The organism is Desulfopila sp. IMCC35008 (assembly GCF_010646885.2).
Taxonomy (GTDB): Bacteria; Desulfobacterota; Desulfobulbia; order Desulfobulbales; family Desulfocapsaceae; genus Desulfopila.
In genome coordinates, this window is record NZ_CP050700.1 from 4,386,793 (window position 1) to 4,406,979 (window position 20,187).

Genomic DNA, 20,187 nt, shown 5'->3' on the forward strand with positions numbered 1-20,187 from the left:
AATAAAGGGTTAGCAGAGAGGTCCATCGTGAAAGAATATGCAAATAGAGGGATCAAGGAAATCATCGCTGAATTTCCCGAAGTTGGAAGTGTACTCGAGGAATACGGTATAGGTTGCGGACCTTGCACCATCGGTGTCTGCCGGTTGAAGGATGTTGTCGAGATCCACCGACTGCCCCAGGAAACGGAAGATGAGATGATTCGTCGTATCGAAGCAGTGCTCGCTCCTGATAAAAATATGCCTGCTACTCCTTTCACAACTCGAGGCATGGTATCTCCTGAAAGAAAAGAATATTCCATTCCAATCCAGATCCTTGTGGATGAGCATAAACTCATCAAGCGATGGCTGGCGCTGATTCCAGCCATCGCTACACACCTCGACCTCGCTTCGGCAGATGATCGTCAGACGGCGGAAAAAGGCGTGCAATTCATCCGCATTTATGCCGACCGGCTGCATCACGGTAAGGAAGAGGGTATCCTTTTCAGCTATTTCGATGACACTGTTGACATATTCGAAGTTATTTATGAGGATCACCGGAGAGCACGAGCTCTTGTTCAGGAAATGGTTTCTGCCCTCAATTCACAGAACACTGAAGTTTTCACCTCTAATCTGCAGGAATATGCAGATCTCCTGACAGAGCATATCCATAAAGAGAATGAAATACTTTTCCCCTGGCTTGACAGCAGACTGACGGAGAAAGAACATCTGGAACTCGTAACGCGTTTTGAAAAATCCGACAGAAACCTTGTTATCGATGATCATGCGTTTCGCAGCTTCGTCAAAAGACTGGAACAACAGATGAATGGATGACACTTTGACTCGAAACAGGGAACGGGAAGAAATCCAGGCACTGGCCGAAACCGACCTGGCTGCATACCGAGTTACCCTACAGCAGTACTTGCTGCCTGAACCCCATTTGCCAATCTACTTTTATGCATGAAAATAGACTCATCAATTGCTGGGATTTCAAAAAATGCGGGAGGGAGCCGAATGGCATCAACGTCCAGGATATGGGGACGTGCCCTGCTGCCGTCGATGAATCTTTCAACGGAATCAACAGCGGGGTCAATGGCGGGAGAATTTGCTGGGCCGTCACCGGCACTCTGTGTGAAGGGAAAAAACAGGGTGCATTTCAAAGCAAACGGGAATCGTGCGTTAAATGCGATTTCTTCAAGATTGTCAGCCGCCAGGAAAGCGTAAGTAACCGCCCGACCAAGCTGCTCAAGTTTCTGACCGATACAAACGATGCCTCTTTCCTTGGGGAACTGGCCTATAAATGGGTAAAGGCCGGTGAGCGTTTCCTGATCCAGGGAGTTGTTGGAGATACCGCTTATATAATCCAGGAAGGGACATGCATGACTGTTGTAGAGAAGAATGGTTCCCTCCATCCTGCCGGGCATTGGAGCCGCGGCGATATCGTCGGCATCCGTGGCCTGTTTACCGGCGAGCCGCATGAGGCACATGTCGAAGCGGAAACAGACATGCACCTGTGGGTTCTCCACAAACATCAAATCGACAATATATCCAAAAACAACCAGGATCTTCTTGCCCTGGTCACAGAAATCGTGGCGAGTCAGTTTGACTCAAAACGACCGGTGGCCGACAGAGAAATCGGTAAATATATTGCCACCGATATCATTGGAAGAGGAGCGTATTCCATTGTTTACAAGGCTATACATCGTGATCTGAAGATGGTGGTGGCGATCAAAATGATGCGCCACCACATGATTGTCGACTCGAGTTTCCTAGAAAATTTTCGCCATGAAGCGCAGATCATCGCCTCACTCAGTCATAGCAATATTCTCAAGGTTTACGACTTTGAGGAACGGTACAAAACAGTCTTTATTGTCTCTGAATGTCTTGAAGGAGAATCCTTGAGCAGCCTCCTCAGACGAGTGGGAAGGATTCCCCAGCTCCTAACAATAAAATACACTCTCCAGATCTGCAAAGGCCTGGCATATGCCCACAGACGGGAAATCATTCACCGGGATATTCACGCTGACAACATCATGGTATTGCCGGATGACCGTATCAAGATACTGGATTTCGGTCTGGCTTGTCCCGTTGGCACTGATGACGAACAGATTGGGGGAAAACTCACCTATCAAGCCCCTGAACTCCTCGAAGGAGGCAGAGCCGATTGCAAGACAGACATTTACGCCTTGGGTATAACCGCCTTTGAACTCCTCACCGGCAAGACCCCGTTTTCAGCCGATGAGATAATGGCGATATTTCAGGGAGGCGGGCCGAGGACAATGGTCGATCCGGCCGCTTTGGTGCCTGATATTCATACGGAACTGCGCCGGATTATCATAAAAGCCTGTCATCACGACAGAAGCCAACGGTACCACACTGTACCTGAACTGATCAATGACCTGGAAGCTCTGCCGAAGCCAGAACCGGCAACGGCGCTCACGCTGGAAAAACACCAGCAAGGTGCAACGGTAACGTTGAGATATTCCGCGAAACAGCAGCAGGAGTTCGAGTGTTTCATGGCAGAGTTAAGACTTAGGGCGAAAAGCCTTGGCATCGGCATTGATGAATCCTGATCCCAAATATTTGGAATAAAGGGAAAGACAGACGACAAAACTATTTAGTGTGGCAAGGTAATGGCAAGGTTGAAAACAAACTGCTGGCAGCATAAAAAATGCGGTCGTGAACCAGGTGGCGCGAAAGCCGATACGGAAGGAATATGTCCGGCGGCAGTAGGAAATGTATTTGACACCTTCAACAACGGCATAAACGCAGGCCGTTCGTGCTGGTTGGTAGCAGGCACCTTCTGCGATAATGAGATCATGGGCACTTTCGCTGAGAAAATTGATACCTGCAAAAACTGCAGCTTCTACCAGAAAGTACAGAAAGAAGAACACTCATTCAAAAAGGCAGAAAAAGATATCTCTTTTTATGCCGCAACCCATATAGGGTATGTCAAGAAAACCAATGAGGACCGGTACTATTACAAAAGACTCAAGGACGACTCCTTACTTTTCGCAGTCGCCGACGGCCTGGGTGGACAAGCTGCGGGGGAGTATGCCGCTGAAATTCTGAGAAGCAGACTTGCCAGCCTACAGCAGGTTCCAGTAGGCCAGGAGGAGGAGGTTCTTTCAGCCCTAGCCGTTGAAACAGATCGCTTTATACTTGCCGCCGCCGAAGAGGATGAAGGTCTAGAAGGCATGGGCACGACTCTTCTCTGCGTACTCATCAGGGATTGCCGGGTAAGTTGGGTTCATGTTGGCGACAGCCGGTTGTCCGTTTATCGAAATGGGATTATCAAGCAGGTGACCGAAGACCAGAACCTTGCACGATATTTAGTTGAAGAGGGAGAGATTACACCCGAGGAAGTTGCGGAGCATTACTCACGAAACATCCTGGATCAATCTTTAGGAGATATCCTGGATGGTCCAGAGACTGGTTCACTCAAACTTGAATCAGACGATATCCTCCTGCTCTCCACAGATGGATTTCACAACCTTGTGCTGCCTGAGCAGATAGTTTTGAAACTGCAGTCTGAACCAAACCTGAAAACAGTCGCAGACGTACTTATCAACGACGCTCTGGAACGAGGAGGAACGGATAATATCACCCTGATTCTTGCCAGATACCTCCCTGGATAACCGGCAGTAGTGCGGAACCACAGCATGAACGTGTTCTTCGTTCGTTACGCATAGATCCCGAACGGCACCCGTATCGCCAGGTTTTAAATTGATCTTATACTTATGTAATTGTTCACGTATTTTGATGAATGATGAGAATTTAATTGGCTGGATATCAGCTTAGAGGGAGAGGCGAAGAGGTTTGCCTGAGAAGGTAAGGAAGAGAATCTACGATTTTTCGATCCAGGCATATATAGCTGTCTGTGCTTGGTTCGTAGTCATGTTGTTACTCCCCCAAAGTTGTCAATTAATCCAGATTTTTTTTGTTAAGGAAAATTGATTTAAATCAATCTTTTTTTTCTTCGTTCTGATAAAGTATAATTATCACGTTGTAGTACAGCCATTTAACTATAGGAGTACTATGCCAATCTTCAGCTATCTTGCCATACCAAAAGACGGTGCCAGAGATGTCTTGTGTGCCGAACTCGCCAAAATAGAACACTGTCAAATTATTCCCGCGGATAATAGGGATATTGTTGTTTTAGTGACTGACACCCCAGATGAATCGGTGGAAAAAGAACTGCAAAAGAAGCTTAAAGGTTTGGAGTGCCTGCATTCCTTGAGCTTGTCCTTCGGCTATAACGAAAAAGTCTGATAAGGGAGAACACGCAACCATGAAACTTGATAGAAGAGAGTTTATCAAACAGGCTGCCATAAGCAGTGCATTTGCAACAGCCGGAGCAATCTTTCCTGGAGTGAGTTTTGGTGACTGGTCCAAGCTGGCAAATAATACAGGAATTATTTCATGGCAAAAGTCCCCGTGCCGTTTTTGCGGTACCGGCTGCGGCGTTCTCGTCGGGGTAAGTGACGGTAAAGCGGTCGCCGTGAAAGGTGATCCAAACTGCAGCGTAAATAAAGGGCTTTGTTGTATGAAGGGATACCATTCTGTACAGGCTCTGTACGGGAAGGACCGACTCACAAAAGCCAAGGTCAGAAAGAATGGAGAAATGGTTGAAGTGCCGATTCAAGAGGCACTTGACCTTGTTGCCCGAAAACTTCAGGAAACAAAAGATGCGCACGGTAAAGATTCCGTAGCGATATATGGTTCCGGGCAGTGGACCATCCCGGATGGGTATGTTGCATCGAAGCTGTTTAAAGGTTGTCTCGGTACCAATAACGTCGAAGCCAATGCAAGACTCTGTATGGCAAGTGCCGTTACAGGCTTTATGACGTCATTTGGTATCGATGAGCCTATGGGGTGCTATGAAGACATCGATCATGCAAATGTCTTTATCACCTGGGGCAACAACATGGCAGAGATGCATCCGGTGCTTTTCTCACGCATGATCGCGAACAGAAAAAGACGAAGCAACGTAAAAATAATCGATTTTGCCACACGACACACACGGACAAGCCAGGCCGCTGATTCGTCAATCATTTTCAAGCCTCAGACAGATTTGGCCGTGGCAAATGCAATCTGTTATGAAATTATTCGCAACGACAGGGTGAACTGGAATTTTGTCAACGAGCATGTCTCGTTCCACAAGGGTAAGACCAATATCGGGTACGGCACTGAAGATCACTTTGCCTTCAAAGATGAGGCTGAAGGGATCAATTTTGATGAATTTAAAGAGTTTCTCGAGGATTACACACCTGATAAAGTTGAGAAGATTTCCGGTGTTCCTGCAAAAGACATCAAATATCTTGCCGCTCTCTATGGTGACCCTTCTCTCAAGGTGACATCATTCTGGTGTATGGGGATGAATCAGCATACAAGAGGGACCTGGATCAACAATCTGGTCTACAATATCCACCTCCTTGTCGGGAAAATTTCAACCCCTGGAAACAGCCCATTTTCTCTGACCGGTCAGCCAAGCGCCTGTGGGACAGTACGAGAAGTCGGGACCCTGACAAACAGGTTGCCGCACGGTGTGGTTATGAATGAGCATGACCGGGAAATGGCAGCGAAGATCTGGGATGTGCCGCTAAGTAATATCGACCCGAAACCCACCTATCATACTGTTGAGATGTTTCGCGCTCTGGACCGTGGTGATATTAAATTTATCTGGATTCAAGTAACCAACCCTATGGTTACAATGCCCAACTTAAAACGATATCGGGACGGTGCCTTAAAAGATGACCGCTTCGTTGTCGTTTCTGATGTTTACCCAACCCCAACCACGGATGTCGCCGACGTAATATTGCCTGCAGCCATGTGGATTGAGCAGGAAGGGATGTATGGTAATTCAGAGCGGCGCACTCAGCATTTCACGCAGATTGTCGATCCCCCGGGAGACGCAATGTCTGACACCTGGCAGCTCATAGAGGTTGCACGCAGGCTGGGGTTCGAGAAGCAATTCCCCTGGGACAAGAGTGACTATATCGGGAAGATATGGGAAGAATACAGACTCTTTCACGCGGGGCCGAAGCACGAAATGGCACCATATACAGTTTTGAATCAACGATCCGGTGTCCAATGGCCGTTTGTTAACGGCAAAGAGACCCGGTGGAGGTTTAACCCTGAACATGACCCTGCCTGTACCAACGGGAAAGATTTTCACTTTTATGGCAAGAAAGACAATCGGGCGTGGATCTGGGCTCGCCCCTATGAGCCGGCAGCAGAGTCACCAGACAGTGAGTACAACTTCTGGCTCAATACGGGCAGAGTCATAGAACACTGGCACACCGGTTCGATGACAAGACGTGTGCCGGTGCTTCATAATGCCGTACCGTCTTCCTATGTTGAAATTCATCCGGAAGATGCAGCAGAGCTTGGTGTTGTGAACGGTGAGATGGTGAAAATCATTTCACGGCGTGGTGAAATTACTATGCCCGCGCAAATAAACGGAAGAGGTGTTCCTGTGCGTGGAATGGTCTTTGTTCCGTTTTTTGATGAGAGTTATCTCATTAATGAAGTCACGCTTGATGCCTTCTGTCCCATATCAAAACAGCCTGATTATAAAAAATGTGCTGTCAGACTGGAGAAAGCATGATGGATCCTCAAGAAAGAAAAATAAAACCGATTATGAGTGTAATTGCACTTTCGGCCACCCTCTTCTTTTTTGCAGTTGTTGATGGAAAATCCGGTTCTCAAGTACCGGAAAACTATGATAATCAGGGAAAGAAGATTTTCGATGCCCAAAAAGCAACGCCGGTTCAGAACCTTGAAGCCGACTCAGGCAGCAGAAATCTGAATAAATTTTACGGGCTCAGGCAATATCCGGGCTCCCCTCCTCGGATTCCACATGAAGTCGATCTCACCTTTAGCGGCAAGGAAACCGATTGCTTATCCTGTCATGAGAAAGGCGGTTACAGTCCTGAGTTTGGCAGCTTTGTACCGGTAACACCTCATCCTGAAAACACTCTTTGCTATCAGTGTCATGCTCAGGTTACGACTGAGAGACTCTTTGTCGAGTCGGAGTGGAAGTCTCTTTCGCCCCCCAGGCTCGGTCAATCATCTTTACCGAGCTCTCCTCCACCGGTTCCCCACAGCTTGCAGCTAAGAGAGAATTGTATTGCCTGCCATACAGGTCCAGGTGCTGTGGCTGAGATACGGGTTTCGCATGCATCACGTGGAGATTGCAGGCAGTGTCACGCGATAAATGTAAAGACTTCAGTACCACTAGAGTTTTCAAGAAAATAATCAGCGTGGGAAATATGAAAAAACTACTTGGTTCACTGTTTCTGTTGATTGCTTTAACGGCAACTTCAGTGATCAGTATTGCGAGCGAAAGTTCATTCCTTGATGAGGTGAAGGAGGCGGAGAACCATTTTGATTCTCGCTCCGTTCCCTTAATGAGGGAAGTAACCGAGGAGTCTGTATTGGCAGATGAGATGTACCAGGGTGGATCCTTTCGGGTTCTGGAAAGAAAGAAGAAGATCGGCAGGTACAAATGCAGCAGCTGTCATACCGACAAACCGGTGCTTGCACGAAATGGTCTGGAACTCACCCATGGTGATGTGGTTCTTGAGCATGGGCAAAATAATAAGTTGAGCTGTATTGACTGTCATCATGATGAGGAGAGGGATTTTCTTGAAGATAAGAAAGGCAGCAAAATTGATTACAATCACAGCTATAAACTCTGCGGTCAATGCCATTTCAGGCAGAAGAGCGACTGGCTGGGCGGTGCCCATGGGAAACGAGCGACAAACTGGGCCGGCGAGCGAGTAATCTTTAATTGTACATCATGCCATAATCCACATTCACCTCGGTTCACAAAACGATTTCCGGCAACCTATTCGGTACCGTTGGACTGATAGGGGATATTTATGACTGCAGACAAAAGCAAACAAGATTCATGCCAGCAAATGATGGAAAAGACAAGTAACAGAAGAACTTTTCTTAAAGGACTGGCAGCAGCAGCTGGTAGTGCGGCATTGACAACCGGGTGTATCCCCACAGTCGAAGCTGCAGGTTCCGAAGAGCTGAAGCTGCGCTGGCAGGAATTCTTCAAGAAAAACTATCGCCTTATGACACAGGATGAGAAGGATGCCACTGTAGCAAGGCTTGAGCGACTTGCAAAGCTGCGTGACAACCGGGATATCCAGATGGGCAGCTATCCGCCTCTTGATAACGTCTTGTATGGGTATGCGTTTAATATCACGAGATGTGAAGGATTTATGGAGTGCGTCACCGCGTGTGTTAAAGAAAACAATTTAGACCGCAAGACGGACACACAGTATATCCGAATTTTTGAGATGGAACCGGGACAGCTGGACCCAAGTACTGGTGATGGCCAGTACTACCATGAAGTACCGGTGGAAAATAAATTCTATATGGGAACGCAATGTTTTCATTGTGAAAATGCTCCGTGTACAAAGGCGTGTCCCACTAAGGCGACCTGGAAAGAACCGGATGGTATAGTCGTCGTGGATTACGACTGGTGTATTGGTTGCCGCTACTGCCAGGCTGCATGTCCCTACTATGGGAGACGCTTCAACTGGGGAAAGTCCGAAATACCAGAAGAAGAAGTCACTCGCAGGCAGCATTATTTAGGCAACCGTATCCGGCCCAAAGGCAAGATGGAGAAGTGCACATTCTGCATCCAGAGGACCAGGAAAGGTCGTTTGCCCGCATGTGTCGAAGCTTGTCCTACGGGGGCACGGGTGTTTGGTAATCTTCTTGATCCCGAGAGTGAGATTCGCTATGTCCTCAAACACAAGAAGGTGTTCAGGATGAAGGAAGAATTGGGTACCCAACCAAAGTTCTGGTATTTTATTGATTAATAAGGGGAAGTGATGCGACCACTGCATGAAAAAAATCTCAGAACATTCGTTCTCGATGTCATCAAGTGGAACTTGAAAGGAAGTTTTGGCTTTCAATTGTTCCGTCTTGTTTTACTGGCACTCATCGGTCTTGGTATATTCGCGTACTCTCATCAGGCCAGATATGGGCTCTCCGTTACCGGTATGAATGATATCGTCAGCTGGGGATTCTACATATCCAACTTCACTTTTCTGGTTGGTGTAGCTGCGGCAGCAGTAATGCTCATCCTCCCGGCTTATGTATTCCACGATCCAGAGTTTCACAGGGTAGTGATTATCGGTGAAGGAGTAGCGGTGGGTGCACTCGTTATGTGCCTGACATTCATTACCGTTGATCTCGGTGGGCCGCTGCAGGCTTGGCATCTGATTCCTGGAATCGGGCTTTTTAATTTTCCATCCTCCATTCTTGCCTGGGATGTTGTTGTAATCAATGGCTACCTGCTGCTCAATGCACTGGTTCCTGCCTATATCCTTTATTGCCATTACAAGGGACGACCCGCTGATGAAAGGAAGTATCGACCATTTGTCTTTCTTTCTATCTTCTGGGCCTTCTCCATACACATGGTTACTGCATTTTTATATCAGGGATTACCTGCTCGTCCGTTCTGGAACAATCCCTTGATGGGACCGAGATTTCTTGCCTCTGCCTTTGCTGCAGGCCCTGCATTGATAACCCTTATTCTTGCCGTTATACACAGTTCAACCACATACAAGATTGATCGAAGCGTATTCAACAAATTGAGGCTGATAATTGTTATATCTGCAATCATTAATCTTCTCATGCTCTTTTCAGAAATATTTAAAGAGTTCTACTTTCCCACCCATCATTCCAGCTCTGCAGTGTATCTCTTTTTTGGCATGGATGGACATGGTGCCCTGGTGCCGTGGATATGGACCTCTATAGGGGTGAATCTGTTCTCAACACTTGTTCTCGCCTTTAATCCCGGGAAAAACAACCCGAAAGTACTCCTACCTGCCTGTCTTTTCTTATTCATTGCCATCTGGATGGAAAAAGGAATCGGGCTGATTGTGCCTGGTTTCTTGCCGAGCCCGCTGGGGGAAGTGGTCGATTATCTTCCCAGTTGGGTTGAACTATGCGTAACGTTTGGCGTATTTGCCCTGGGCATAACCATTGTCACCTGGCTGATTCGTGCAGCACTCATCATTGAGCAGGATTATGGTGGCAGCCATTAGATAGATCTCAAATGAGTGCGGCAGATAAAATGTAATCCAATTGATATAGATCAATGGGAAAGCATAATTCCTCAAATATAATGAAAGAAACCTCGTCAGAAAATCTGTCGCTGAATCATGAGCAGTAATTTACTTTCGGAGAGTAATTATGTGTGAAAGCTATCATATGCGTTGTGAATGCGGCCGGAAAAGTGCTGAAATATTTTTCGGAAAAATGCTTCTTGATAATCAGGCACTCGATCATTTGTATTGTCCAGATTGTAGTGCGATGGAGTTGAACGGCAACCACGATCGAATTGTCGACAATGGTTGGGTTCTGGTCCTGAATATGGACCACATCAAACATGTATAGTTCAACTTTTGGTATGCCACCTGCCGATCTCTCCGCCAACTGGGTGTTTGATCACGGGTATGTTACCTGGGTTGGGATAACTCCAAACGATGGTGAAACCAGAAATATTGAACGTGCTGAAATCCTCAAGTTGGCAAAAATAGATATGAAGGCCTACCTGAATGCTATGAAAAGTTGGGGAATGGACAGAGAGCAACGATTCAGTCAACAAGGATGGCGAAAAATGCAGTGCTGAGGGAATTAGCATCTAAAAAACAGAAGAGTTGTTGAAACACCTGAGGGTACTTTTTAGAGAGAATGAGAGCGCACTATTTACAGCACGTCCCCTTTGAGGGTCTTGGAAGCATTGAAAATTGGTTGAACAACTCCGGATATGAAATAACCAGTACTCAACTCTACCAACCATCAGCCAAGCTTCCTGATGTTGATGAGATTGACCTCCTCATAGTCCTTGGTGGCCCCATGAGTGTGAATGATGTACAGGACTATCAATGGCTATTAGATGAAATGGCGTTTGTACGGAAGGTAATTGAGAAGAAAAAACCTGTCTTGGGTATTTGCCTGGGAGCACAACTTATTGCGAAGTTAAAAGAAGCTGAAGTCTATCCTAACTCAGAAAAGGAAATTGGGTGGTTCCCAGTACATTTCGTAAAAACATCAACTGATTCTACTTTTCAGTTTCCCGAAGAAGTCGTTGTTTTTCACTGGCATGGAGAAACATTTACCCTGCCCCAAGGAGCGGTGCAAATAGCAAGAAGTCAAGGGTGTAAAAATCAAGCGTTTCAGATAGGCAGAAATGTAATTGGTCTGCAATTCCATCTAGAGACAACACCAAACTCTGCAGAAGCTCTCGTTGAAAACTGTCATGATGAACTTGTTGATGGGAGATATATTCAAAAAGAAACGGATATTCTTTCTGCTTCAACGGGTCGATATAATAGCATAAATAAGTTGATGGCTGATATTCTCTCCTATTTACATAAAAGCATAAGCTAATACGAATTCTAACGTTAGTATCGGCTAACTACACCACTTAATTGATTGACACAAGGTGCTGTTGTGATTGAGAATAAACAACTAGAAGAAACCCTCAATTCGGCTAATGCGTTCCATCTGTCCGACGATGATGTTATCGGGGCAATGAAGGAGATTGAGGGATATCTTGATATTTCTGTTCAAGATTTTCGGGAATTATACACACGAGCAATGAAGCTTGCTCGTGAGCGCTTTCTCCGCTCTACTCCTGTCAGGGAGATCATGCAGGTAGATGTTGCCACTATAACAGCCGCTGCAAAACTTGAAGAAATAATAGGTACACTTGCAGACAATTCTGTATCCGGTCTTCCTGTCATAAATGATGCTGAACAACCTGTAGGGGTCGTCTCTGAGAAAGATATATTTAACAAATTAAGTGGGAAAGACGGCGCATCGTTCTGGCAAGTTTTGTCAGGCTGTCTGCATAGCAACAAATGTTTAATGAAGTCTATTACCTCGGTAACGGCAAACGAGATTATGACAGCACCAGCTGTCACTATTAAGGAAACGGCCTCTGTTCGGGATGCACTGGAGTTATACAGGGTGACAAAAATTAATCGGTTACCGGTCATCGATGATGAAGGAAAGCTTGCAGGAATTGTTACCAGGACCGACATTCTTGAAGCCCATTTAGAATATGAGGATCAGTAAATGCGTTATCTAGAAAAGATGAAGGGCTCCACGATCAGTCCACCGAGGGTGAGCTTTGCTGAGATTTTATGGTCATGGCTCGGGGCTTTTTTAGGAATCGGAGCTGTTTCATATATTCACTTTAATCTGTTTGACGGATTGGACAGCGTTATGCTCATCGGTTCTTTTGGGGCATCTGCAGTTTTGATTTATGGTGCTGTGAAAAGTCCTCTTGCACAACCCAGAAATTTTATCGGTGGCCATGTGCTCTCAGCAATTATTGGAGTGACATTTTATAAACTCTTCCCAGAACAGCTATGGCTGGCCTCTTCATTATCGGTAGCCACTGCAATAGCCGTAATGCATGCAACAAAAACCTTGCATCCACCAGGTGGTGCCACGGCGTTGATTGCAGTAATCGGCTCAGCTAAGATACATAACTTAGGCTACCTTTATGTAGTATTACCTGTCGGCATCGGAGCTCTGATAATGTTGGTCATTGCTCTATTGGTCAACAACATACCCAAGAAAAGAAGTTATCCAGAATTTTGGCTGTAAAATTAAATTGTTAAGTGTAGCTGCTTTTTGTTTTAACGGAGAATTGTTTTACTCTGAAAAAATGTCCCCATAAGCCCTGGAAAAAAATCTTCCAGGGCTTCCTTGGATTGTTAGACTAAAGTCTGCTTAGTTGGAATACGAGGTATTGTCGCTCATTCCTTTTCTAGATCCTGGGTTTACCCTCCCTTTTTCAATTGCTTCCTGGTTCCATTCCTGGAGCAAAGTGCTTTTAAACGTCAACTTTTCGTCAACCAGTTTCTGCAGAGGAACACCGGCAATTTTCTGTGCCTTTTCTTTTGTGGAAAAGTCGGGAGCTTCATAATTAAAAACACCATGAGCGGCAAGAACAGTCACTATTTTTAACCTTGCCTGTTGAGCCTTGTCATTGGCGACTGCAAGAAGTCGCAAAGTCTCTTCTGGAGCATGGAAAAAAGAACCGTGACTGGCAATTGAATAATCCCAAAGCCACTGACCAGAGCGAATAAGTTCGAGTACATCTGCCATTTCATCCTCAGTTGCACCCGAATCCCAAGCCTTACCGGCTTCAAGATGCGCCTTGGCGAGACTGTTCATGGCAAGTTCCATTAACTGTTCTTTGCGCTCAAGTTTGGTCTTTACCAGTGTCTTAAATTCCTCTTCACTCTCACGATGGCAGGTGAGACAGGTGTTGGCAATATTGTCGAGCGGATTGGTAATATGATGGTCAGAGTATTTGACTGAGCCTTCTTGCTTATATGGCATGTGGCAATCGGCACATGAAACTCCACGTTTTGCATGAATTCCGGTGCTGAATATTTCATACCCGGGGTGTTGGGCCTTCAGCATGGGGGTTTTGCTGATCTTGTGGGTCCAGTCTTTAAAATCATAACCGTTATAATAATCTTCCATGTTCTCCGCGCTCAACCCTTCAGCCCACGGGAAGGTAACAACTTTAGCGACCTGTTTTTCGCCCTTTGTATCGGTGTATTCTGTCGGTAGGAAATAATACTCAGAATGACATTGAGCACATACTAAGGATCGCATTTCCTGATGGGTGATCTCATCAAGATTCTTTCCGTTTGCTTCAAGCGCTCGCTTTAAATATGGTCTGGAGATCGCTAGATTGGCAGTTTGGCTGTCATGGCAGTCAGCGCAACCTATCGGATTAACGATTTCATCGCCTAGTCGTGCCCACTTTCCGGTGAAATATTCGTTTTCTCCCTGCTCATCAATAACTCTTGCTACATCCGGAGATTTACAGGTCCAGCACGCGGTTGGCATTGGTCCGGTTGCAGGGCCGACAGGTGAACCTGTTCTTAATGTGTTAATATTACTCTGAAGGGCATAAAAATGCCCGCGTGGTGCATTGTAATCTTTTGCAAAACCATAGCCGGCCCAAAGAATCACCAGCTGAGGTTTTTCCTCAAGCATATCGGTTATCTTATCGCTCTTTTTGGTCTGCTTCCATGAGTCGTATTGGCGTGGGAAGTATTTTGCCCACTCCTCATTTCTGCTCTCTACCCCATCCGCTTTGACCACCGGACTAGTATTAATAGCAGCTTTCTCGTCCTGTTTACCGCTAATAGAATTTGCTAAAAATCCCATCGCAATAATAGCAAGTATAGAAACACTTAAGATTATTTTAAAAAAATTCACGTTCCCCTCCGTTAGTATTGTCCCCTGACACCAAGATTGTACGGGGTTGTTGATAGGCTTCTTGCTTTACCATGTGGGACATCCCGGTGACATTCCCAACATTTACGTTCAGCTTGAGTAGTACCAGTAAAATCATGGTATTTTTCGGCGTTCGATACTATTACCTTCGTCAACCGGGCGTGACAGGATATACAGTTTGCTTGGACACGATTGGCACCATCTTCACTAATAATTAGGTTTTGTCCATAACTGTTCATTGTAAACGCAACTGAATGATTCCAGCCGTCGCGCGCTTTTGCCATATATTTGTTCAATACGGTATCGCGGGGAAGGTGGCATTCAACACATGTTGCGCTCCTGCCATGGGAGGAATGTTGCCACGTTGCGTATTGAGTATTCATTACGTGGCAATTAATACAAGCCTTGGGGTCGGTTGACAGGTAAGAGAGCGCTTGGGACGCGTTAACCAGGTAGATAAACATAACCAAGGCAACGGTCAAAGCGGTGATTGAACTAAATATCAATACTTTACCTGTTTTCATAATTGAAATCCTGATTGAGTGAGTGTGTAATCTTCGTTGTCATAATCGTTTCGCCGGTATCATCTTGATTGTATCCAGAATGATTGGGCGACAAATGCATAATTCACCTCCTTTTTGAAATTTTATTGAAACTAAATTTCCCTACAATTGTTCAGTGTTACATAGTACAAATCTCGTTGAAAATCATTCCATAAGAATAAAAAAGAAAAATAGCATGTGGTGTGAGAAACAACGCCAAAAATTGACAGGGTAAAAGTGGTTATTGCCGTCGTTGACGAATGCCTAAACGAGTTGCAAGATTATGGAGGTTGCTCCGATTCATATCCAGATCCCGAGCTGCAGCCGCCCAGTTTCCATTACGCTTTTCCAGTGCAGTTTGAATAAGATTAATCTGGAACCTTTTTACTTCATCACGAAAAGAAATTTTCTCTGATATACGACCTGATACTTCCTGAACTGGCTGAACATACATCGCTGAACCAAGGTCACCGGCAAGATGTTCAGGCCGTATTTGCAGTATTGTATTACCATCCAGGTGTCGAGACACTTTTAAAACGGCACGAGAAATTATGTTTTCCAATTCTCTTACATTACCTGGCCAATTGTATCGTTTGAGTAGCTGCAGGGCTGTTTCGCTAATTCTTACTTCCTGTAAACCCATTTTTTTTTGAGCTTTCGTTATGAAAAAACCTGAAAGAATAGCAATATCATCTTTACGGTCTCGAAGTGGAGGTACAGTTATTGGATAGACGTTAAGCCGGTGATAGAGATCTGCTCTGAATTTTCCTTGTTTCACTTCGTATTCAAGGTCTCTGTTGGTGGCAGCTAGCAGTCTCACATCGGCATGGAGAATTGTTTCTGATCCAACTCTTTGAATTTCACCCTCTTGTATAGCGCGAAGCAACTTTGCCTGGATTTCCAACGAAAGCTCGCCAATTTCATCCAGAAACAGGGTGCCACCATCTGCCAGCTCAAATTTCCCTGCTCGGTTTTGAGTTGCACCGGTAAAAGCCCCTTTAACGTGGCCGAACAACTCACTCTCAGCCAAGGTCTCAGGCAGTGCTGCACAATTGAGATACAACATTGCTTTTTCACTACGTCTGGACTGTCGTTGAATTGCCCTGGTGACTAGTTCCTTGCCGACACCGGTTTCCCCAAGAATGAGAACTGTAAAGTCTGATTTAGCAACCAGTTCAATTTCTTTGCGTAACTGCAGCATTGATGGACTTTGGCCAAGTATCTCACAACCACGGCGTAATTCCACATCTTGCATGAGATTGGTTGCTATTTGTCCCTGTCTCTCTGCTTGTTTTTCCAGTGCTTCAATGAGAATAGCTGTTTGCATCTGAGCACCTGCCAGCGATGCGACAGCCTGCAGATATTCAAGAGACAGCCGATCAAATGCTTCCGGGTTAAGAGCGTCAGCAGTCAAAACGCCAACGAGTTTGTCATGTACATAGAGAGGGCAACCAAGACAGGCATGAATATGTTCGCAACCCTGTGGGTCAGAGACTATCATCCCATCAAAAGGATCGGGAAGCATGCTGTCTTTGGAGAATAAGACAGGCTTATCTGAATTGCAGATGATATCAAGGCGGGGATGTTCTTTTCGATCATAGATCCTCCCCATTGCGTCTGGAGTGAGCCCTACTGCTGCCAGTGGTGTAAGTTTGTTTTCTTTGACCTGTAAGAGAGTTGCTGCGTCAAAGGGTATCACACGATGCAGGGTCCTCAGTAATCGATCGTAACGGTCATCTGCGCTGAGATCAGCTGTAAGATCTAGAGCAATGTCAGTAACTGATTGAAAAGTATCCATAGTTACAAATATACAACATTGTATTCATGTTTACAACATCAGAATAGTTTCTTTTTCACAACATAACCCGCAACTAGCTGTATTCTCGTCATATAACTATTGGCACACTAGTTGCTATACATAGAACAAAGAACGCGCTCATCTCAGTGACTATCAACGATACGTATCATGATCGCGGTAAATAAATGCAGCTGCTCGAAAAATTTTCAAGCAGCCTTACAATAAAAAAGAAATCAATAGGAGCAGATTTATGAAAGTTCTCAAATTGGATAATACAAATGAATTTGACAAGGGAGTAATGAAACGGTTCTTCCTGGTTGAAGATTCACCAAACTTCAAGATCATAAATTTCAATCTCGATGAAGGGGTCACATTTCCAGTTCATTCCCATGACCTTGATGGCGAGTTGTCCATACAGGTCCTCGAGGGTGAAGGATACTTTCTTGGCGAAAAGGATTCAGAGATACCGGCGACCAAAGGGGATATCCTCATATCTGAAATACGTGAACCCCATGGTGTGAGAGCGAAAACGCGGATGAGAATTCTGGTAACTATAGCACCGCCTATTTGATAGTCAGCCAGGAGAGACTATATGAATTCTGTATAACAAAGACCAAGCAAAAGGAGATAGCTATGTCTGAAAAAGTAAAAATTGACCAAGATGAATGCATCGGTTGTGAAGCCTGTGTCGAGATCTGCCCATCTGTTTTTTCCTTCGATGACGATGAAGGGAAGGCTTATGTAAATGAAGCTGCAGATTCAAATGAGGATTGCGTTGATGAGGCTATTGCCTCCTGCCCTGCTGAGTGCATCCATAAGGAATAATTTTTTTAACAAAGGGTGGCAGCTGCATGCTGTCGCCCTTTAAGCAACAAGAAAAAAAGTATCCCCAACCAATAATGATTACTCGGGAGCAAACATGAGCTTTCATATAAAAAATAACGTCCATTGGGTAGGTAAGATAGACTGGGAATTGAGAAAATTCCACGGTGACGAGTACTCCACGCACAAGGGGTCTTCTTACAACTCATACTTGATTGAAGAAGAGAAAGTTGCCTTGATCGATACAGTCTGGACTCCATTTGCCAATGAATATGTTGAAAACCTGAAACAACACATTGATCTTGAGAAGATTGATTATGTCATCGCTTGTCATGCTGAAAACGATCATAGCGGAGCATTACCTGAACTGATGCGGCACATACCGGATGTGCCTATCTACTGCACCAAAAACGGGATAAAATCTTTACAAGGGCTCTATCACCAAGATTGGAATTTCCAGGTTGTGAAGACTGGAGATAAGCTCTCTCTCGGTTCAAAAGATCTCATATTTGTTGAAGCACCAATGCTTCACTGGCCCGACTCCATGTTCGTCTATCTGACTGGGGATGAAATTTTATTCAGCAACGATGGTTTCGGCCAGCATTATGCTTCAGAACATATGTTTAACGACCTGGTCGATCAAAATGAGTTAATGGCTGAGTGCATAAAATATTATGCAAATATTCTTACACCGTTCAGCCCAATGGTCACAAAGAAAATCAATGAAGTACTTGGGTTCAATCTGCCGCTCGATATGATTTGTACAAGTCATGGTATCATCTGGCGCGACAACCCCGCACAGATCGTGGAACACTACTTGAAATGGGCGGACAGTTATCAGGAAAACCAGGTTACCCTGCTCTACGATACCATGTGGGATAGCACTCGAATCATGGCCGAGCAGATAGCGGCGGGAATAAGAGAGGCTGATTCAACAGTCACCGTAAAGCTATACAACCTCGCCAAAACAGACAAAAACGATGTAATTACCGAGGTGTTTAAGTCAAAAGCAATCCTCGTAGGTTCTCCAACAGTAAATAACGGTATCCTTGTTGCCGTTGCCGGTCTGATAGAGGAGATAAAAGGATTGAAATTCAAAAATAAGAAAGCCGCTGCATTTGGTAGCTATGGCTGGAGTGGTGAAGCGGCAAAAATAATCAGTGAAAGATTGGTTGACTCAGGCTTTGAAGTTGTTGACGAGGGCCTTCGTCTCACATGGGCACCAGACGAGGAAAGCAAAAAACGTTGCAAAGAATATGGTCATGCATTCGTGAGGAAATTGTAGAAAACCTGAAATGCCAAACCGTCTTTCAGAAATCGAGTAAATCATTTCCTGCAATTTATAATGGCGATCACATAGTTGACGAATCCTCGGTTGGATAAACCGTATCTGGACAGAGGGAACATGCAATAATCAAAACCAATATTTCGCAATCAACGTTTCTCAAGGAGGGTCCAATGAGTGAAAAAGCAACCTTGACTATTGGCGATGCCAGTTATAACCTTGGTGTATCAATCGGAAGCGAGGGCGAAAAATGTCTCGACATCGGGCTGCTGCGCGAACAATCCGGTTGCATCGCAATGGACCCGGGTTTTGGTAATACCGGGTCGTGCTTCTCAAGTATCACATTCGTTGATGGAGAGAAAGGCATTCTCCATTATCGAGGATATCCTATTGAGGAACTCGCCGAACAGGCGAGTTTTGTGGAAATATGTTCACTGCTTATTTATGGTGAACTTCCGGATGAGAAAACCCTGACCAAGTTTCGCAACGCACTTGCGGAACACACTGCTCTGCACGGCAACCTCACCCATCACTTTTCCGGATTTCCCGAGTCTGCACCTCCCATGGCGATCCTCTCTGCAATGCTCAATCTGGTTTCGTGTTTTCACCCCGATGTGCTGGAAGTCTATTCAGAAGGGCATGGTTTTGACAGGACTGCCGCACTGCTCCTCTCCAAAGTGCGAACCATAGCTGCCTGGTCCTATAGAATGTCCGTCGGGAAACCCTTTAATCACCCGAATCCTAATTTAGATTATTGTGCCAATTTTCTGCACATGATGTTTTCAGAGCCCTATCGGGAATATATCCCTAACCCTGTTGTCGAACGAGCCCTTTCACTGTTTCTGATACTTCACGCCGACCATGAACAAAACTGCTCTACCTCTACGGTAAGAACCGTCGCCAGTTCCCGGGCAAACCTGTTCAGCTCCATCGCTTCAGGGGTATGTGCACTCTGGGGACCTCTGCATGGCGGTGCCAATTCAGCCGTGGTTCAAATGCTGGAAGACATAAGATCCTCGGGTCGGCCAGTTGACTATTATCTTGACAAGGCAAAAGATAAAAGCCACGATTACAGGCTTATGGGCTTCGGCCATCGGGTCTATAAGAATTTTGATCCCCGTTCCCTCATCCTCAAGGAAAAGGTCTATGACCTCCTTGCAGAGCTCAACAAAAGCGACCCACTGCTTGATATTGCGCTGGAGCTTGAGGAAAAAACCTTAAAAGACGACTTTTTTATCAGTCGCAAACTTTACCCGAACGTCGACTTCTACAGTGGTATTCTTTTGCGGGCTATAGGCATTCCGCTGGATATGTACCCTGTGATGTTCGCAATCGGCAGAATGCCCGGCTGGATAGCAAACTGGCGGGAACTGCACGATCAGAATCTGAGGATAACCAGACCGCGCCAAATCTATACCGGCGCACAAAAAAGATCTTATATCCCCCTCAGTGAGAGGTGA

At 45.5% G+C, this 20,187-nt stretch carries 21 protein-coding genes and 1 pseudogene; 19 read left to right on the forward strand and 3 right to left on the reverse strand.

Features of this window, described 5'->3' with window-relative positions:
• Positions 1 to 27: 27 nt before the first annotated feature.
• The 15 genes and pseudogenes from GA520_RS18925 (at position 28) to GA520_RS18995 (ending at position 12,627) form a co-directional block, all read left to right on the forward strand.
• Complete coding sequence (locus GA520_RS18925; protein WP_163338803.1) at positions 28 to 810, forward strand: hemerythrin domain-containing protein; 783 nt, start codon at positions 28 to 30, stop codon at positions 808 to 810.
• Between the two features lie 200 nt (positions 811 to 1,010).
• Positions 1,011 to 1,472: pseudogene (locus tag GA520_RS27255) on the forward strand (cyclic nucleotide-binding domain-containing protein); the annotation flags it as partial.
• Between the two features lie 9 nt (positions 1,473 to 1,481).
• Positions 1,482 to 2,549 (forward strand): serine/threonine-protein kinase, encoded by a 1,068-nt coding sequence (locus GA520_RS18935; RefSeq protein ID WP_240910177.1) that lies wholly within the window; start codon positions 1,482 to 1,484, stop codon positions 2,547 to 2,549.
• A 60-nt stretch (positions 2,550 to 2,609) separates the two neighbouring features.
• Positions 2,610 to 3,614, forward strand: coding sequence for a PP2C family serine/threonine-protein phosphatase (locus GA520_RS18940; RefSeq protein WP_163338805.1), 1,005 nt, complete (start codon positions 2,610 to 2,612; stop codon positions 3,612 to 3,614).
• A 400-nt stretch (positions 3,615 to 4,014) separates the two neighbouring features.
• Positions 4,015 to 4,248: a hypothetical protein gene (locus GA520_RS18945; protein WP_163338806.1), complete on the forward strand. Its 234-nt coding sequence runs from the start codon at positions 4,015 to 4,017 to the stop codon at positions 4,246 to 4,248.
• Between the two features lie 19 nt (positions 4,249 to 4,267).
• Positions 4,268 to 6,586 (forward strand): molybdopterin-dependent oxidoreductase, encoded by a 2,319-nt coding sequence (locus tag GA520_RS18950; RefSeq protein ID WP_163338807.1) that lies wholly within the window; start codon positions 4,268 to 4,270, stop codon positions 6,584 to 6,586.
• On the forward strand, positions 6,583 to 7,236 hold the full coding sequence (locus GA520_RS18955; RefSeq protein ID WP_163338808.1) for a nitrate reductase cytochrome c-type subunit: 654 nt from the start codon (positions 6,583 to 6,585) through the stop codon (positions 7,234 to 7,236). Before GA520_RS18950 ends, GA520_RS18955 begins: the two co-directional genes overlap by 4 nt.
• Positions 7,237 to 7,250: 14 nt before the next feature.
• Positions 7,251 to 7,850, forward strand: a complete 600-nt coding sequence (locus GA520_RS18960; RefSeq protein WP_163338809.1) for a cytochrome c3 family protein — start codon at positions 7,251 to 7,253, stop codon at positions 7,848 to 7,850.
• Between the two features lie 12 nt (positions 7,851 to 7,862).
• Positions 7,863 to 8,819: a 4Fe-4S dicluster domain-containing protein gene (locus tag GA520_RS18965; RefSeq protein WP_163338810.1), complete on the forward strand. Its 957-nt coding sequence runs from the start codon at positions 7,863 to 7,865 to the stop codon at positions 8,817 to 8,819.
• A 12-nt stretch (positions 8,820 to 8,831) separates the two neighbouring features.
• Positions 8,832 to 10,052: a sulfate reduction electron transfer complex DsrMKJOP subunit DsrP gene (dsrP, locus tag GA520_RS18970; RefSeq protein WP_163338811.1), complete on the forward strand. Its 1,221-nt coding sequence runs from the start codon at positions 8,832 to 8,834 to the stop codon at positions 10,050 to 10,052.
• Between the two features lie 148 nt (positions 10,053 to 10,200).
• A complete protein-coding gene (locus tag GA520_RS18975; RefSeq protein WP_163338812.1) occupies positions 10,201 to 10,404 on the forward strand; it encodes a hypothetical protein in 204 nt (67 codons plus the stop codon).
• Positions 10,397 to 10,639 (forward strand): hypothetical protein, encoded by a 243-nt coding sequence (locus GA520_RS18980; protein WP_163338813.1) that lies wholly within the window; start codon positions 10,397 to 10,399, stop codon positions 10,637 to 10,639. The genes GA520_RS18975 and GA520_RS18980 overlap by 8 nt, the downstream gene beginning before the upstream one ends.
• Positions 10,640 to 10,701: 62 nt before the next feature.
• Complete coding sequence (locus tag GA520_RS18985; protein ID WP_163338814.1) at positions 10,702 to 11,400, forward strand: type 1 glutamine amidotransferase; 699 nt, start codon at positions 10,702 to 10,704, stop codon at positions 11,398 to 11,400.
• Between the two features lie 63 nt (positions 11,401 to 11,463).
• Positions 11,464 to 12,090 carry a CBS domain-containing protein gene (locus GA520_RS18990; protein ID WP_163338815.1) on the forward strand — a complete coding sequence of 209 codons (627 nt, stop codon included), beginning with the start codon at positions 11,464 to 11,466 and terminating at the stop codon, positions 12,088 to 12,090.
• On the forward strand, positions 12,091 to 12,627 hold the full coding sequence (locus tag GA520_RS18995) for an HPP family protein (protein ID WP_163338816.1): 537 nt from the start codon (positions 12,091 to 12,093) through the stop codon (positions 12,625 to 12,627).
• A 126-nt stretch (positions 12,628 to 12,753) separates the two neighbouring features.
• On the opposite strand, the gene nrfA is transcribed toward GA520_RS18995, so the two are convergent.
• From nrfA to norR, 3 genes are all read right to left on the reverse strand, one after another.
• The gene (gene nrfA, locus GA520_RS19000) at positions 12,754 to 14,211 is read right to left on the reverse strand and encodes an ammonia-forming cytochrome c nitrite reductase (RefSeq protein WP_370362806.1); all 1,458 of its coding nucleotides are present in this window, start codon (positions 14,209 to 14,211) and stop codon (positions 12,754 to 12,756) included.
• Positions 14,212 to 14,273: 62 nt separating this feature from the next.
• A complete protein-coding gene (gene nrfH / locus GA520_RS19005; protein ID WP_163338818.1) occupies positions 14,274 to 14,804 on the reverse strand; it encodes a cytochrome c nitrite reductase small subunit in 531 nt (176 codons plus the stop codon).
• 259 nt (positions 14,805 to 15,063) lie between these two features.
• Entirely contained in the window at positions 15,064 to 16,620 is a 1,557-nt protein-coding gene (gene norR, locus GA520_RS19010) for a nitric oxide reductase transcriptional regulator NorR (RefSeq protein WP_163338819.1), read from the reverse strand.
• Between the two features lie 250 nt (positions 16,621 to 16,870).
• Between norR and GA520_RS19015 the strand changes: the two genes are divergently transcribed.
• The 4 genes from GA520_RS19015 (at position 16,871) to GA520_RS19030 (ending at position 20,187) form a co-directional block, all read left to right on the forward strand.
• A complete protein-coding gene (locus GA520_RS19015) occupies positions 16,871 to 17,191 on the forward strand; it encodes a cupin (protein WP_163338820.1) in 321 nt (106 codons plus the stop codon).
• Positions 17,192 to 17,253: 62 nt separating this feature from the next.
• Positions 17,254 to 17,445, forward strand: coding sequence for a ferredoxin (locus GA520_RS19020; protein ID WP_163338821.1), 192 nt, complete (start codon positions 17,254 to 17,256; stop codon positions 17,443 to 17,445).
• A gap of 94 nt (positions 17,446 to 17,539) precedes the next feature.
• A complete protein-coding gene (locus tag GA520_RS19025) occupies positions 17,540 to 18,727 on the forward strand; it encodes an anaerobic nitric oxide reductase flavorubredoxin (RefSeq protein ID WP_163338822.1) in 1,188 nt (395 codons plus the stop codon).
• 173 nt (positions 18,728 to 18,900) lie between these two features.
• Complete coding sequence (locus GA520_RS19030; protein WP_163338823.1) at positions 18,901 to 20,187, forward strand: citrate synthase; 1,287 nt, start codon at positions 18,901 to 18,903, stop codon at positions 20,185 to 20,187.

What these genes read in the sequence shown, in the direction of transcription:
- GA520_RS18935 (WP_240910177.1), top strand. Translation starts at nt 1,482, where the DNA reads ATGCACCTGTGGGTTCTCCACAAACATCAAATCGACAATATATCCAAA.
- GA520_RS18940 (WP_163338805.1), top strand. Translation starts at nt 2,610, where the DNA reads ATGGCAAGGTTGAAAACAAACTGCTGGCAGCATAAAAAATGCGGTCGT.
- GA520_RS18945 (WP_163338806.1), top strand. Translation starts at nt 4,015, where the DNA reads ATGCCAATCTTCAGCTATCTTGCCATACCAAAAGACGGTGCCAGAGAT.
- GA520_RS18950 (WP_163338807.1), top strand. Translation starts at nt 4,268, where the DNA reads ATGAAACTTGATAGAAGAGAGTTTATCAAACAGGCTGCCATAAGCAGT.
- GA520_RS18955 (WP_163338808.1), top strand. Translation starts at nt 6,583, where the DNA reads ATGATGGATCCTCAAGAAAGAAAAATAAAACCGATTATGAGTGTAATT.
- GA520_RS18960 (WP_163338809.1), top strand. Translation starts at nt 7,251, where the DNA reads ATGAAAAAACTACTTGGTTCACTGTTTCTGTTGATTGCTTTAACGGCA.
- GA520_RS18965 (WP_163338810.1), top strand. Translation starts at nt 7,863, where the DNA reads ATGACTGCAGACAAAAGCAAACAAGATTCATGCCAGCAAATGATGGAA.
- dsrP (WP_163338811.1), top strand. Translation starts at nt 8,832, where the DNA reads ATGCGACCACTGCATGAAAAAAATCTCAGAACATTCGTTCTCGATGTC.
- GA520_RS18975 (WP_163338812.1), top strand. Translation starts at nt 10,201, where the DNA reads ATGTGTGAAAGCTATCATATGCGTTGTGAATGCGGCCGGAAAAGTGCT.
- GA520_RS18980 (WP_163338813.1), top strand. Translation starts at nt 10,397, where the DNA reads ATGTATAGTTCAACTTTTGGTATGCCACCTGCCGATCTCTCCGCCAAC.
- GA520_RS18985 (WP_163338814.1), top strand. Translation starts at nt 10,702, where the DNA reads ATGAGAGCGCACTATTTACAGCACGTCCCCTTTGAGGGTCTTGGAAGC.
- GA520_RS18995 (WP_163338816.1), top strand. Translation starts at nt 12,091, where the DNA reads ATGCGTTATCTAGAAAAGATGAAGGGCTCCACGATCAGTCCACCGAGG.
- nrfA (WP_370362806.1), bottom strand. Translation starts at nt 14,211, where the DNA reads ATGGGATTTTTAGCAAATTCTATTAGCGGTAAACAGGACGAGAAAGCT.
- nrfH (WP_163338818.1), bottom strand. Translation starts at nt 14,804, where the DNA reads ATGAAAACAGGTAAAGTATTGATATTTAGTTCAATCACCGCTTTGACC.
- norR (WP_163338819.1), bottom strand. Translation starts at nt 16,620, where the DNA reads ATGGATACTTTTCAATCAGTTACTGACATTGCTCTAGATCTTACAGCT.
- GA520_RS19015 (WP_163338820.1), top strand. Translation starts at nt 16,871, where the DNA reads ATGAAAGTTCTCAAATTGGATAATACAAATGAATTTGACAAGGGAGTA.
- GA520_RS19020 (WP_163338821.1), top strand. Translation starts at nt 17,254, where the DNA reads ATGTCTGAAAAAGTAAAAATTGACCAAGATGAATGCATCGGTTGTGAA.
- GA520_RS19025 (WP_163338822.1), top strand. Translation starts at nt 17,540, where the DNA reads ATGAGCTTTCATATAAAAAATAACGTCCATTGGGTAGGTAAGATAGAC.
- GA520_RS19030 (WP_163338823.1), top strand. Translation starts at nt 18,901, where the DNA reads ATGAGTGAAAAAGCAACCTTGACTATTGGCGATGCCAGTTATAACCTT.